8 protein-coding genes and 1 pseudogene are annotated in these 14,022 nt (G+C 66.5%); 6 read left to right on the forward strand and 3 right to left on the reverse strand.

Annotation, left to right across the window (positions count from 1 at the left end; all coding sequences use genetic code 11):
- Nucleotides 1-82: 82 nt before the first annotated feature.
- A complete protein-coding gene (locus GV027_RS10630) occupies nt 83-3,118 on the reverse strand; it encodes a TonB-dependent receptor (protein ID WP_236559165.1) in 3,036 nt (1,011 codons plus the stop codon).
- Nucleotides 3,119-3,330: 212 nt separating this feature from the next.
- Nucleotides 3,331-4,077 carry a FadR/GntR family transcriptional regulator gene (locus tag GV027_RS10635; RefSeq protein WP_031439703.1) on the reverse strand — a complete coding sequence of 249 codons (747 nt, stop codon included), beginning with the start codon at nt 4,075-4,077 and terminating at the stop codon, nt 3,331-3,333.
- 276 nt (nt 4,078-4,353) lie between these two features.
- Here GV027_RS10635 and GV027_RS10640 point away from each other — a divergent pair, with 276 nt between their 5' ends.
- From GV027_RS10640 to GV027_RS10665, 6 genes and pseudogenes are all read left to right on the forward strand, one after another.
- Nucleotides 4,354-5,751, forward strand: a complete 1,398-nt coding sequence (locus GV027_RS10640) for a 3-keto-disaccharide hydrolase (protein WP_159511855.1) — start codon at nt 4,354-4,356, stop codon at nt 5,749-5,751.
- A gap of 13 nt (nt 5,752-5,764) precedes the next feature.
- A complete protein-coding gene (locus tag GV027_RS10645) occupies nt 5,765-7,075 on the forward strand; it encodes a Gfo/Idh/MocA family protein (protein ID WP_159511856.1) in 1,311 nt (436 codons plus the stop codon).
- Between the two features lies 1 nt (nt 7,076).
- Nucleotides 7,077-7,931, forward strand: coding sequence for an FAD:protein FMN transferase (locus GV027_RS10650; protein WP_236559166.1), 855 nt, complete (start codon nt 7,077-7,079; stop codon nt 7,929-7,931).
- Complete coding sequence (locus GV027_RS10655; protein WP_159511857.1) at nt 7,928-9,199, forward strand: Gfo/Idh/MocA family protein; 1,272 nt, start codon at nt 7,928-7,930, stop codon at nt 9,197-9,199. The genes GV027_RS10650 and GV027_RS10655 overlap by 4 nt, the downstream gene beginning before the upstream one ends.
- 14 nt (nt 9,200-9,213) lie before the next feature.
- Nucleotides 9,214-10,371 (forward strand): Gfo/Idh/MocA family protein, encoded by a 1,158-nt coding sequence (locus GV027_RS10660; protein WP_159511858.1) that lies wholly within the window; start codon nt 9,214-9,216, stop codon nt 10,369-10,371.
- A pseudogene (locus GV027_RS10665) lies at nt 10,368-12,604 on the forward strand (GH92 family glycosyl hydrolase). The gene GV027_RS10660 and the pseudogene GV027_RS10665 overlap by 4 nt, the downstream one beginning before the upstream one ends.
- A gap of 12 nt (nt 12,605-12,616) precedes the next feature.
- Here the strand turns inward: GV027_RS10665 and GV027_RS10670 are convergent.
- Nucleotides 12,617-13,771 (reverse strand): cellulase family glycosylhydrolase, encoded by a 1,155-nt coding sequence (locus tag GV027_RS10670; RefSeq protein WP_159511859.1) that lies wholly within the window; start codon nt 13,769-13,771, stop codon nt 12,617-12,619.
- Nucleotides 13,772-14,022 lie beyond the last annotated feature (251 nt).

Consider the following 14,022-nt stretch of genomic DNA (forward strand, 5'->3'; position numbering starts at 1 on the left):
ACGTGACGTGCAGCGCACCCGGAGATCGGGTCGACATCGGCCGGGGGGGGGGGCGCCGATATCGACCAGAAACGTGAAGTCCTCAGAACTGGAAATTGACCGCGAGCGCGTAGGTGCGGCCGAAATAGGAGGTGTAGAGCGGGTCCTGACGCACCGTGTCGACGGTCAGGCGATTGGTTTCGTCAGTGATGTTCGATACTTCGGCGATCAACTTGATATGCTCGTTGAGGTTGTACGAGGCCGAGGCGTCGACGAAGATCGAACTCGCATTGGCGGTCGAATCCGCGTCGACCGAGCCGCTGGGGACGGCGGTCAGGAAGGCCGCGCGATAGTTGACCGTCGAGCGGATGCTGAACTTGTCGTCTTCATAATATAGCGTCCCGCTTGCCGTTTCGGGCGACAGCCCGACCAGCGGCGCGGTCCGGGACAGCGTCGGCGAGATGACGTAGTTGATGTTCGACCGGACCCGCGTGAAGTTGCCGAGCGCGCCGAAATTGCGCAGCGCACCGGGCAGGAAGGTGAAGGGCAGCTGGACGTTGACCTCGAACCCGCGCAGCGGCCCGCCTTCCGTGTTGTTGCTGCGCTGCACCGTGAACACGTCGGTCGGGCGCAACTGCGTTCCGTTGAGCAGCGTCAGCGGCAGGCCGATATCCTGGAACGCGACCGCTTGGCTGGTCGTCTGGATGTAACTCTCGATATTCTTGTAGAAATACGCGACCGAGATCAGCGAGCCCTTGGCGAAATACCATTCGAGCGCCGCGTCGAACGTGTTGGCACGGATCGGTTCGAGGAAGGGATTGCTGAAGGTTGCAGTCTGGATGACGAGATTCGCGGAGCCTGCGGGGATCAGCTGGCCATAGGCTGGCCGCGACATGACGCGCGCGACCGAGGCGCGCGCGATCAGGTCGGGCGTGATGTCGAGCGCGAGGTTCGCCGACGGCAGCCAGTCGTCATAGCTGCGGCCGACCTCTGATATCACGAACCGCGAGGGATAGAGCGACCCCGCGGGCGCTGCCGAGGTGATCGGGCCATAGGTGTCGAGCTTGGTATGGACGTATCGTACGCCCGCGTCACCGCGCAGCGCGAAGGGCAGCGAATTGGCGGTGTTGAACTTCACCATCGCATAGCCCGAGGCATAATTCTCATCGACGCCGCCATATGTGCCCTTGGCGCATTCGAGGCTGCAATAGACATAGTTGTCGAGCCCGACCGCGTCGCGGAACTTCTCGGGATCGATCGAGACGAAATCCTGCAACAGCCCGTCGAGGTTGCTGCCGATGCCAGTCGTCACGGTGGTGAGGCTGGCGAGCGTCACGCCCGACGGGAGCGCGAGCGGCGTGTTGGTGGCGAGCTGCCGCTCGCGCGCGGTATATTTGTTGGTGCGATACTGACCGCCGATCTGCAGCGTGAAGTCGGGTGCGGCCTCCCATTCGCCGTTGAGTTCGAAGGTCTTGCTCGTGATCGTGTTGCGACGGATGAAGTTCGACAGCTGGCCGCGCTGGTCGCCATTGGCGAGCGGCGGGCCATATTGGAAGAGCGCGGGATTGGTCGTGTCGATCCCGTAGCCGATCTTCGGAATGTCGGGATTGTCGCGGAAGTCGATAGAGAAGTCGCGCGTGTCATTGGCATCGATCGCGACCTGCAGGCGGTCGACGTCGAGCCGCGACTGGTTGATGCCGGCCAGACCATAGACCCGGACGGTGTCGGAGAAGCGGTGGTCGAGGTTCAGATTGACCTGGCGATAGGTCGAGGTGAACTTCTCCTGCTGCATCTCCGACCGCAGATCGACGCCGTCGAACAGCCCGTGGATCAGCGACCCATTGTCATCGACCTCGATCTCGCGGACTGACGTCAGCGGCTGGCCGTTGTTCGAGATCGCGCGCCCGAACGAGCGTGCATCGAAATAGGTGTCGAGCCGATCCACCTTAAACCGCGAATACAGGCCGTCGAGCGAGATGTCGGTATTGTCGCCAGGCTTCCATTGCAGCGTCAGCGTGCCCGCGAGACGCTGCTGTTCCTGGTCGCTTTTCGCGGGTCGCGGCAGACGGGGGAGATAGACGCCGCCGCCCGGACGACCATTCACCCCGGTCCGGCTCATGACATAATCATAGGCCGCCGCCGTGCTCGTGCGCGGATTTCCGGTGCTGCAATTATTGGCGTCCGCGCCGATCGGCGTTCCGTTCGGCTGGGCATAGCCGGCGATCGGGCTGTTCGTCGCGGCCCCGCGAAAGCTGTAGCCGACCGGGGTGCAGAAGGGGAAGATCACGCCGGCGTTCGCGGTGCCCGCAGGCTGCGCCTGGCCATAGACCGTGGTCGGCACGACATCGGCGGCCGAATAGGCATATTCGGCGATATGTCGCTTCGAATAGGCGATGCTTCCAAGGATGCCGAACGTGTCGCCGAACTGCTTGGAGACCAGCGCGGACAGGCGCGGATCGGCCTTCTTGCTTATGTCGTTGTAGATGCCGCGCGCGGTGCCGGTGAGCACGAAGCTCTTCTTCTGGTCGAACGGCTTGGGCGCGCGCAGGTCGACCGTCGCGCCGAGCGAGCCCTCCTCGACATCCGCCGACAGCGTCTTGCGGACCGACAGTGCCGAGAAGATTTCGGTCGGGAAGGTCACGAAGTCGAACGAACGGCCGGTCGCGACGCCGCCGCGAATGTCGGTGCCGCTGACCTGCGACACGCCTTCCATGCCGTTGATGCGGACGCGCGTGAACTGCGCGCCGAGGCCGCGGACCGAGATGTTGCGGCCCTCGCCGCCGTCACCCCGCGACAGCGCGACGCCGGGGATGCGCTGCATCGACTCGGCGAGGTTGGAATCGGGGAACTTGCCGATATCCTCTGCGACGATGCTGTCGATCGCGGCGGTCTCGTTACGCTTCTGGTTGAGTGCGTTGTTCAGCGAGGCGCGGAACCCGGTCACGACGATATCGGCGTTTTCCGGCTCGGACGTGGCCTGGGTTGGGTCGACGGGATCGGACGTGCTGGTCTGGCTGTCTGCCGGTTGCGGCACTTGGCTGCCTGCGGTTCGCTGGGCCATTGCCGGCGCGGCGATTAACAGACCGATGACGCTCGTCGAGATAAGCAGCATGCGCTTATCGAAGCTCTTCTGGCTCAAGGACCCTCTCCCGATAGGCCGGTCGCGCTGAGTCGGCGCGGCCCGACATTGTGCCGCCCCAGTTTTCTAGGGTCGACGTAGGTCGTCAGGTATCAGGGCCGCAGAAATATGACAATATGGAATCATTTGGTCAGACAATTAGTTTGACCAATATTTTGAGGCGCATCCGTAACCGCGATTTGACAGCATGCACTTCTAGACGCGGGGGCGGGTCAGACCGAGCGTCGCGCCAGGGCGCGGCGGCGCTGGACGGTCGCGGCCCGCGCGCGTTCGACCGCTTCGGTCTCGGTGACGTCGAGCAGGTGGTCGATCACACGCGCAAGGTGATCGCGCATCGCGTTGCGCGCATCGACCGGCGAGCGGGCCTCCAGCGCGGTCAGGATCCGGCCGTGCTCGGCCATGCGGTTCTCCGTGCCGAGGCTTCCCGCCTTCGCCAGAACCTCGCGCGCGAGCGGCGAGCGGAAGCGCATGTCCCAGAAGTCGGCCACCGCGGAGATGATCACCGCATTGCCGGTCGCCTCGGCGATCGCGATGTGAAACCGGCGATCCGCGTCCTCTGCCGCGATCGTGTCGTCCTGATCCATCTGCGCCAGCAGACCGCGTAGCTCGACGAGTTGCTCTTCGGTGATCTCGGTCGCGGCGACCGCAGCGACTTCGCCTTCGAGCAGGCGGCGCGCCTCGGTGATCTCGAACGCGCCGATATCGAGTTCCTGCTCCGAGTCGTTCGATGACGATGCCAGCACGAACACGCCCGATCCCTTGCGGGCCTCGACCATGCCCTTCATCTCTAGCGCGATCATCGCCTCGCGGATCGTCGGGCGACTGACCTGGAACCGCTCCGTCAGATCGCGTTCGGCGGGCAGGCGACCGCCGACCTGAAACACGCCGTCCGCGATGTCCGTCATGATCGCCTGCACGATCTTGCGGTAGAGTTTACCGCCGCCTTCAGCGTCCTGCATTGCATTCCTCGTTCGATAGACGGCAGCCTGAACGTCGGCGCCGTCCCCTACATCGCGCGGACACCGGCATCGTCAAGTCCGGTAAGCCCCGAACCGGCGGAAACATTGATAAAATGCCTTACAATCTGTTTGCATGTGGCCCGACCACAAATTAGGGTTGGTTTTGGAGAGACGTACGGCAGCGACATGTCGGCGGTGAAACGATGCGAGACGACCGGACCTGTCCGGATAGGGCTGCTCAGCCCGTGCTCGCAGAAAAGAGAAAAGGGGAGGCGAATGGTTCGAGCACTCGCAATTCTGACCTTGGCGGCCGCACCGTTGCTGCTGCAGACGTCGGTCAATGCGGCCCCTGCGTCTCAATCCTCCACAGATCAGGCAAAAGCGCCATGGCGCGACGTGACGCCGCGCGCGGGGCTGGCCGGCTGGCGAGCGACCGGCGGCAACGCGACCTACGCGTTCGAGAATGGCGAGCTGATCGGGCGCGCCGAGCCCGGCAAGACCAATAGCTGGCTCGTGTCCGAGGCCCAATATGGCGACTTCATCGTCGAGTTCGACGCGAAGACCGACCCTGCGCTCAATTCGGGGATGATGATCCGCGGACAGAGCCGACCCGATTATCGCAATGGCGTCGTGCACGGCTATCAGGTCGAGATAGATCCGTCGGCACGGGCGTGGAGCGCGGGCATGTACGACGAACAGCGCCGGCAATGGCTGTACACGCTCGGCCGCAACGCGCCCGCGCGGCAGACCTTCCGCTCGGGCGACTGGAACCACTACCGTGTCGAGGCGATCGGCACGCGGCTGCGCAGCTGGATCAACGGCGTGCCCGCGACCGATACCGTCGACGATGTCGACGCGCGCGGCTTCATCGCATTCCAGGTCCATGCGATCCCCGACGCGGACGCTGCGCGGCACCCCGAGGTACGGTTCCGCAACGTCCGCGTCATCACCGATACGCCGGCGCGCTACGCGATGCCCGCGACCGCGCTGCCGCAACAGGGCTGGCTGAGCAATCGGCTGTCGGGAGAGGAGCAGCGCGAAGGCTGGAAACTGCTGTGGGACGGCAAGACAGGTGCCGGCTGGCGCAGCGCGAAGGGGACGGCGTTTCCGACGACGGGCTGGACGATGGCCGGCGGCGTGCTGCGCGTGGACGGCGGCGGCGGCGACCTCGTCACGACCCGCGAATATCGCGATTTCGAGCTTTCGGTCGATTTCAAGCTGGCGCCCGGCGCGAACAGCGGGATCAAGTATTTCGTCGATGCCGGCCTGCTGAAGCGCAAGGGCGAGGCGCTGGGGCTGGAATATCAGCTGCTCGACGATGCGCGGCATCCCGATGCGAAGATGGGTCGCGACGGCAACCGGACGCTCGGCTCGCTCTACGATCTGATCGCGGCGAAGAACCTGTCCGACCCGGCAAGCCCGGGCAAGCGGATCAATCCGCCGGGCGAATGGAACCGGGCGGTGATCGTGGTGCGCGGCGCGCGTGTCGAGCACTGGCTGAACGGCTTCAAGATGGTCGAATATGACCGCGGGTCGCCGGCGTTCCGCGCGCTGGTGGCGCAAAGCAAATATGCCGGGATCGCCGGGTTCGGCGACGCCGTGCAGGGGCCGATCCTGCTTCAGGATCATGGCGACCGGGTCGAGTTCCGGTCGATCAAGCTGCGTACACTCTAAGGGGGATCAAGCGATGGACCGTCGGACGATGATAAAGGGCGCGGGCGCAACGCTGGGCATGGCGATGACCGCGCGCAGCTATGCACGGATCAAGGGTGCGAACGACCGGCTGAGCGTCGCGATCGTTGGCGTGAACAGCCGCGGCCAGGCTCATATGAGCGCGTTTACCAAGGTCCCGAACGTCGAGGTCACACATTTCTGCGACGTCGACTCGGCGGTGCTGGCCAAGCGCGCGGCGGCCTTTGCCGCGAAGGGCCATGCCGCGCCGCGGACCGAAGGCGATTATCGAAAGCTGCTCGACAACAAGGCGATCGACATCATCACCGTCGCGACGCCCGATCACTGGCACGCCAAGCTGGCGGTCGACGGGATGAAGTCGGGCCATCACGTCTATTGCGAAAAGCCGATCGGCATTGCGCCGGCCGAGGGCGAGGCGATGATCGCCGCGCAGAAGAGCACGGGGCGCCAGCTGCAGGTCGGCAACCAGCAGCGTTCGAGCCCCGAGACGCGGCAGCTGCTCGCACTGGTTCAGGCGGGCGAGCTGGGCGACGTGTACGAGGCGCAGACCTGGTACGCCAATAATCGCGGATCGATCGGCAAGGGGCAGCAGGTCGCACCACCCGCGACGCTCGACTGGGACATGTGGCAGGGCCCGCGGCCACGTGCGGCGTACCGGTCGAACCTGGTGCCGTATAACTGGCACTGGTTCTGGCAATATGGAACGGGCGAGCTGTGCAACAACGCGATGCACGAACTCGACATCGCGCGCTGGCTGATGGGCCTGACCTATCCGACGAAGGTCGAGGCGAAGGGGGCCAAGCGCTTCCACGCGGGCGACGACTGGGAGATGTACGACTCGCTGTCGCTCGACCTGAACTACGACAACGACCGGGTGATCCGCTGGAACGGGCAGAGCTGCAACGCGATGCAGACCTATGGCCGCGGCCGCGGCGTGCTGCTGCTCGGCACCAAGGGGTCGGCCGTGGTCGATCGCAACGGGTTCGAACTCTATGATCTGGCGGGCAAGTCGATCCGGCAGGTAATGGCCAAGGCAACCTCGGAAACGACCGGCACGGTCGGCGAGGGTGTGCTCGACGTCTATCACGCGAACAATTTCGTCGATGTGATCCGCGGCAAGGCCACCACGCTCAACTCGCCGATCACCGAGGGGCATATCAGCACGACGCTCTGCCATCTGGGCAACATGGCCTATCGCACCAACAGCGTGCTGACCGTCGATCCCGCGACCGGCAGGCCGAGCAGTGCCGAGGCGATGAAGCTGTGGTCGGTCGCGTACGAACCCGGCTGGGAGGTCAAGGCCTGACGTGGGTATCGCCGCGCGGGTCGAGCGCTTCGTCGCGATGGGGACGCGGATCGAGCTTCACGTCTTCGGTGCAGGGTCTGAGGCTGCGATGGTCGCGGCACGGCGGGCGATCGAAAGCGTCGACGACGCGCTGACGATCCACCGGCCGTCGCCGACGACCGTGCTCAACGACGAACTGCTCGCCGGGCACGGCGTCGCGATCGACGATCCGGTACTGATCGACGCGCTGGTCGCGATCGACGAGGCGCATGCGCTGACCCTGGGCCTGTTCGATCCGGCCGCCGATCGGCGGTTCGCCGGGGCGGGCTGGGGCGATCTCGTGTTCGACCGCAGCACCGCGCGGATCGCTGCGACCCGGCCGCTCGCGCTCGATTTCGGCGGCTTCGGCAAGGGCTTCGCGCTCGACCGCGCGGGCGCCGCGTTGCGCACTGCGGGGGTTGTCTGCGCGTGCCTTTCGGCGGGTGAAAGCTCGATCGCGGTGATCGGGGAGCATCCGTTGGGCGGCGGGTGGCCGTTCGCGATCCCCGATCCGTCGTGCACCGACGCGGTGCTCGTCGAGGTCGAGCTGGTCGACGAGGCGCTGTCGATCTCGACGACGGTTGGCGCGGGCACGCAGGCCCCCGAGCGCGCGGCTATGATCCGCCCCACCGATGGCGGGATCGTGACCGCGGCGCGCTGTACCGTGGCGATCGATCGCAGCGGCGGCGCTGCGGAGGCGATGAGCACCGCGCTGCTCGTCGCCGATGCGGCGCGCGCGCGACGCCTGCTCGACGCGGCGCCGGCGCGGCGGTTCCTGTACGATCTTTCCAAGGCCGCGGCGCGGACCGACGACACAGCAAGGATGCAAGCGGCATGACCGACAAGGATTTCAACCTTTCACGACGATCGTTCATCGATCGCGTGCTGACGGCGACGGCGGGCGCGGGGATGGCGACGGCCGCACCCTGGGCGGTGTCCGCGGCCTCCGCGGCGGCGGGCGCCGAGCCGGTCAAGTCGAACCCGGTGCGGCTTGGCGTGATCGGCACGGGCGACCGCGGCCGCGCGCTGATCCAGAACATCGCCAAGTCGCGCAACTGCACGGTCGTCGCGATCTGCGACAGCTATGCGCCGAACCTCGTCAAGGCGCAGCAATGGGCGCCGACCGCGCGGCGCTTTGCCGATCACCGCGCGATGCTCGATGCGCGCGGGATCGACGCGGTGGTCATCGCGACGCCGCTCGACACGCATGCGAAGCTCTGCTTCGACGCGTTCGACGCCGGGCTGCACGTCTGGTGCGAAAAGGCGATGGCGCGGACGATCGCCGATTGCGGCGCGATGATCACGCACGCCAAGGCGGCGGGCAAGATCCTTCAGATCGGGCATCAGCGGATGTTCCACCCGACCTACCTCAACGCACTGAAGCGCGCGCGCGCGGGCGAGATCGGCACGCTGACACAGATCCGCGCGAGCTGGCACCGCAACAATGCCTGGCGCCGCGCGGTGCCTGCCGATGCGAACGACCGGCAGATCAACTGGCGGCTGTACCGCGACCGGTCGGCAGGGCTGATGACCGAGCTCGCGACGCATCAGCTTCAGGTCGGTAACTGGTTTCTCGACGCGGTGCCGACGCGGGTGATCGGGTCGGGCAGCATCTGTTTCTGGAAGGACGGCCGCGAGGTCTATGACCATGTCGCGCTGATCTACGAATATAGCGGCGGGCGGAAGCTGATCTACACCTCGCTGCTCAACAATGCGCGCTATGGCTGCGAGGAGCAGATCCAGGGCAGCAAGGGGACGATCGAGCCGGAGCTGGGACGCATCTATCAGGAAGTGCCCGCCAAGGTGCTGGCGTTGCAACGGATGCACAAGGACGTCGCGCGCGGGCACAAGCGCACCGTGCCGATCGGCGGCGCGACCTGGTTCCCCGAACTGCCCGTGACGACACCCGGCGAGTCGCTCGGCTGGGGCGAATATGACGAGACGATGCTGCAGTTCGACGGCTTTGGCGAGGCGGTGCGCGCGGGCAAGCCGCTGCCCGGCCTGTTGCGGCAGGCCTATCATGCGAGCGTCGCGTCGCTGCTCGGCGAGCAGGCGATGGACCGCAACCAAGCAATGACCTGGCCGACGAACCTGGTCGCGATCTGAAAGGGGATAGAGCTGTGAGCGACACCAACCGCCGGGGACTTCTCGGGCTCGGACTGACCGCAGGACTGGCCGCGGGCTTCGCCGCCGACGCGTTCGCGCAATCCGCCACGCGCGGCGACGCGCCGACCGAGGGCGCGGTGGCCAAGCCCGCGCCCGAGGCCAAATACCGCGTGCCGTTCGCGGTGATCGGGATGGACCACAACCATATCTATGGCATCACCGACGCGGTGATCCGCGGCGGCGGCGTCCTGACCGCCTTCTACGCGACCGATCCCAAGCAGATCGCGATGTTCCGCAAGCGCTATGGCGACATCAAGCTGGCGCGGTCCGAGCAGGAGATCCTCGACGACCGCGCGATCAAGCTGGTGTGCAGCGCGGCGATCCCCGTGCTGCGCGCGCCGCTGGGCATTCGCGTGATGCGCGCGGGCAAGGATTATCTGAGCGACAAGGCCGCGGTCGTGACGCTCAAGCAGCTCGCCGATGTCCGCCGCGCGATCCGCGAGACGGGACGCAAGTTCGCGATCATGTATTCCGAACGGCTCGAGGTGCCCGCCGCGGTGATGGCGGGGCAGCTCGTCCATGACGGCGCGATCGGGCGCGTGATCCAGACGATCAACCTCGCGCCGCACCGGCTGTCCGCGTCGAGCCGTCCCGACTGGTTCTGGGACCCGGCGCGCAACGGCGGCATCCTGACCGATGTCGGCAGCCACCAGGCGGACCAGTTCGTCTATCTGACGGGCAGCAAGCGCGCGCAGGTGCTCGCGTCGCAGACGGGCAATTTCGGCAATCCCGCGCATCCCAAGTTCGAGGATTTCGGCGACATGATGCTGAGTGGTGATGGCGGTGCGGGCTATGTCCGCGTCGACTGGTTCACACCTGACGGCCTGTCGACCTGGGGCGACGGTCGCCTCTTCATCCTCGGCACCGAGGGCTATATCGAGCTGCGCAAATATGTGGATATCGCGGGGCGCCCGGGCGGCAACCACTTGCTGATCGCGGACAAGAAGGGGACGCGCTATCTCGATTGTTCGAAGGTGCCGCTGCCGTTCGGGCCGCAGTTCGTGACCGACCTGGTCGAACGCACGTCGGTGGCGCAGGATCAGGAGGGCGCGCTGCTCGCGGCCGAACTCGTCCTGACCGCGGAGGCGCGTGCGACTCCGGCGAAGCGATGACGGCGCGGCGCGGCGCGGCGGCGTGCACGGTGCTGCGCGTCGTCGGGGTCGGCGTGGCGCTGGCCGCGGCTGCACTGGCCACACCTGGGGCGGGTCGCGATCCGCTGCCGCTCAGCGACTATGTCGATCCCCTGATCGGTACCGGGGACGACGACCGGGGCGACACGATCCCGGGGCCGACGCTCCCCGCAGGCTCGATCCACCCGAGCCCGAACACGATCACCGCGGCGACCAGCAATGCAGGCTATGACCGCGCCGCACCGCTGAGCGGGTTCGCGCAACTGCATACGCAGGGGTCGGGCGGGTGCCGAGCTATGGCACGTTCCTCGTCTCGCCGCAGACGGGGCCGCTCGCGACGACCGAGGCGGAGCATCTCTCGCCCAAGCGCGACGAGCGCGCTCGGGCGAACAGCTACCGCGTGACGCTCGCGCGCTATGACACCGACGTCGAGATCGCGCCCGCGCATCACGCCGCGCTGTACCGCTTCACCTTTCCGAACAGCGGCGACGCGCATCTGCTGTTCGACGTGACGCGCAAGATCATGGGCGAGCTCGGCACCGCGGGATCCGAGGTGACGCTGTTTCCCGAGCAGGGCAAAATCGTCGGTCGCGTCCGCACCCGGCATTACTGGTCGCAGGCGGAGGTCGATATCTGGTTCGTCGCCAGGGTCGACGCGAAGCCGACCGCATGGGGAATCGAACGTGCGAACGTCCGCACCCCCGGCGCGACGCGCGCAAGCGCGCCCGCCGACCAGCCGCTGCGCGCCTGGTGGACGTTCGGCAGCGCGGGTCGCGCGCCCGTCTCGATGAAGATCGCGGTCTCCTTCGCCAGCGCGGCACGCGCCGAAGCGCTGCTCGCGCAGGATCTGCCCGGCTGGGATATGGCCGCCGTCCGCAGCGCTGCGGGGAAGGCGTGGAACGACGCGCTCGGGCGGATCACGATTGACGGGGTCGGCCCGGCGGAACGGCGGCGCTTCTACACCGCGCTCTACCACAGCGTCATCCAGCCGCGCGACCGGACGCAGGACCAGGCGGACAGCGAGCGCGCGTCGCCGCTTTACGACGATCACTATACGCTGTGGGACACGTACCACACGGTCTATCCGCTGATGTCGCTGATCCGGCCCAGCGTCTATGCGGGCGTGATCGGATCGTTCGTGCGGACGTGGGTACGCTATGGCGCGGCAGATACCGCGTTTATCGCCGGGCGCAACTTCCATGTCGGCCAAGCGGGCGACGAGGTCGACAATGTGATCGGCGAGGGGTTCCTGCGCGGTGTTCCCGGCGTCGACTGGCAGAAGGCGGCGAACGTCGTCCTGTTCAACGCGTTCGAGCGGCGCCGGCCGCGCTATCTGGTCGACGGCTATTTCGCGGTCGACGATCGCAGCCCCGAGGGGACGCCGCAGCGGTCGCGCTCGGGATCGGCGACGATGGGCATGGCGCTCAACGACTATTACGCGGCGAAGGTCGCGGCAGGCACGGGGCATGCAGCCGAGGCAGCGCTGCTCAGGACGCGTGCGGGCAACTGGCGCAACGTCTGGGATCCGCGCGCGGCGAGCGACGGCTATACCGGGTTTGTGGGCCCGCGCTTCGCCGATGGCCGGTTCCAGCCGAACGACCCCAAGCGCGGCTGGGACGGCAAGACGCACGCCAATTTCGGCTTTTACGAGGGGACCGGCTGGATCTACTCCTATGCTGCGGTCCACGACGTTCCGGGCATGGTCGCGATCATGGGTGGGCGCGCGGCGTTCACGCGGCGGTTGCAGCATGCGTTCGATGCGGGGCTGATCGACTTTACCAACGAGCCGTCCTTCTCGACGCCCTGGCTGTTCAGCGAGGTCGGGCGCCCCGACCTGGCGAGCAAATATGCCGATATCGTCTTCCGGCGGTTTACCGCGGACGCCTATCCCGGCGACGAAGACAGCGGCGCGATGAGTTCGCATTACGTGTTCAACCGCCTCGGTCTGTTCCCGAAGCTCGGCAGCGACCTCTATTACCTCCACGCGCCGCACCAGCCGCGGAGCCGGATCACGCTCGAGAGCGGGCGGACCTTCACGATCGTCGCGCGCGGGCAGGGGGCGGGGACGCGCTACATCCGCGCGGCGCGGCTCAACGGGCAACCGCTCGACACGCCGTTCGTGTCGCAGGCCACGATCCTGCAGGGCGGGACGCTCGAGCTCGATCTGGGTCGTACGCCGAACGGCTGGGGTCGCGCGGCGTCGTTACTGCCCTGAGACCCGACGGCGTCAGCGCCGGTGTGCGCCGGGCTCGCCGGGAACCACGGTCTTTGGTGCCGCGCTCAGGCGGCGGATCAGGTCAGTTTCCGCCTTGCGATACGGCGTGCCGTCGGCGCGGAAGACCTCGTGGAACCAGATCGTCGGCTCCTCCATCACATAGGGCTTTTTCCAGCTGTCCCAAGGCAGCCGCGTCTGCGTCTTTCCATCGACGAACCCCCAGTTCATCATCGCGATATTGTAGCGCTTGGCGATCGGCAGCGAGCCATCGAACGTGGATCCGTTGCCGCGCGCCATATATTCGGTGCACAGGATCGGCCGGTTGTACGGCAGCAGCTGACGCACTCGCGCCTCGAACGTCTCGGGCCAGCTGTAATCGTGGAAGCTGATGACGTCGGACTGGCCCAGCTGGAGCGTCTCCATCGGCGACAGCTTGCCACCGGTCGGGGTCCAGTCGTCATGCTGCCACACGCCCGACGTCAGCGGCTGTGACGGGTCGGCGTCACGAGCCCAGTCGAACGCCTGCGCGAGAAGCGCGCGGACGAGCGGCTCCTTGCCGTCCTGGCCCTTATACTGGTCGGCACCATTGTCGGGTTCGTTCCAGACATCCCAGCCAAGGATGCGGTCGTCTTTCGCGAACGCCCCGACAATCCCCTGCACATAGGCCTTGTACGCGGGGTAGCGGCTCCGGTCGCGCAACCCCGGCAGGCCCGGACCCTGCACCCAGCCCGAATTGTGGACGCCGGAAATAGGCGGATGCTGGGGCCCGAGCCTGGGATCGGGATCCCAGCAGCTGTCGAACAGCACGAACAGCGGGCGGATGCCGTGCGCGTGCGCGATCGTCAGGAACGCGTCGATGCGGCGCTTGAAGCCTTCGGGATCCTGGACCCAGAGCTGGTCGTGGAGGAACACGCGCATCGTGTTCATCCCGATCGCTTGGGCGAGGCCCAGCTCGTGATCGATCCGCTTGGGATCCCAGGTCGCCGCCTGCCACATTTCGAGCTGGTTGATCGCGGAGGCGGGGGTGTAGTTCGCGCCCACCAGCCAAGGCTGCCTCGCGTACCAGGCCTTGGCCTGCGCCTCGGTCCAGCGCGGGCGGGCATCGGCGGTGCCGACGTTTAGCACACTCGTCGCCGCCGCGAGCGCGGCCATCAATAGCTTGCCCATGTTTTCCTCCCCTGTCGGTCATTCTCGTTGCAGATCAGGTGCGTCAGGCCGAATTGAACGTAGGCCAGGCGGGTCCAACGCGGAACCGGTGAGACAATTGCTTCTTCGTCGCACATAATTATAGGATTAGTAATAGGCGTCGCGCGGGTCAGCGTCGGCCGCGAATGGGAGCCCGGTTCTGGAAAAGCGTTTGATCTCGCCCAATCGGGCGATCGCAGCGGGTTCGCTATTCGCCCTCAGCCACGTCAGGC

The organism is Sphingomonas sp. T1, assembly GCF_902506585.1.
Lineage (GTDB): Bacteria > Pseudomonadota > Alphaproteobacteria > Sphingomonadales > Sphingomonadaceae > Sphingomonas > Sphingomonas aerolata.

Bases quoted from the DNA above. Each gene is read 5' to 3' on its own strand.
- GV027_RS10635 (WP_031439703.1), bottom strand. From the start codon at position 4,077: ATGCAGGACGCTGAAGGCGGCGGTAAACTCTACCGCAAGATCGTGCAG.
- GV027_RS10655 (WP_159511857.1), top strand. From the start codon at position 7,928: ATGACCGACAAGGATTTCAACCTTTCACGACGATCGTTCATCGATCGC.
- GV027_RS10640 (WP_159511855.1), top strand. From the start codon at position 4,354: ATGGTTCGAGCACTCGCAATTCTGACCTTGGCGGCCGCACCGTTGCTG.
- GV027_RS10670 (WP_159511859.1), bottom strand. From the start codon at position 13,771: ATGGGCAAGCTATTGATGGCCGCGCTCGCGGCGGCGACGAGTGTGCTA.
- GV027_RS10645 (WP_159511856.1), top strand. From the start codon at position 5,765: ATGGACCGTCGGACGATGATAAAGGGCGCGGGCGCAACGCTGGGCATG.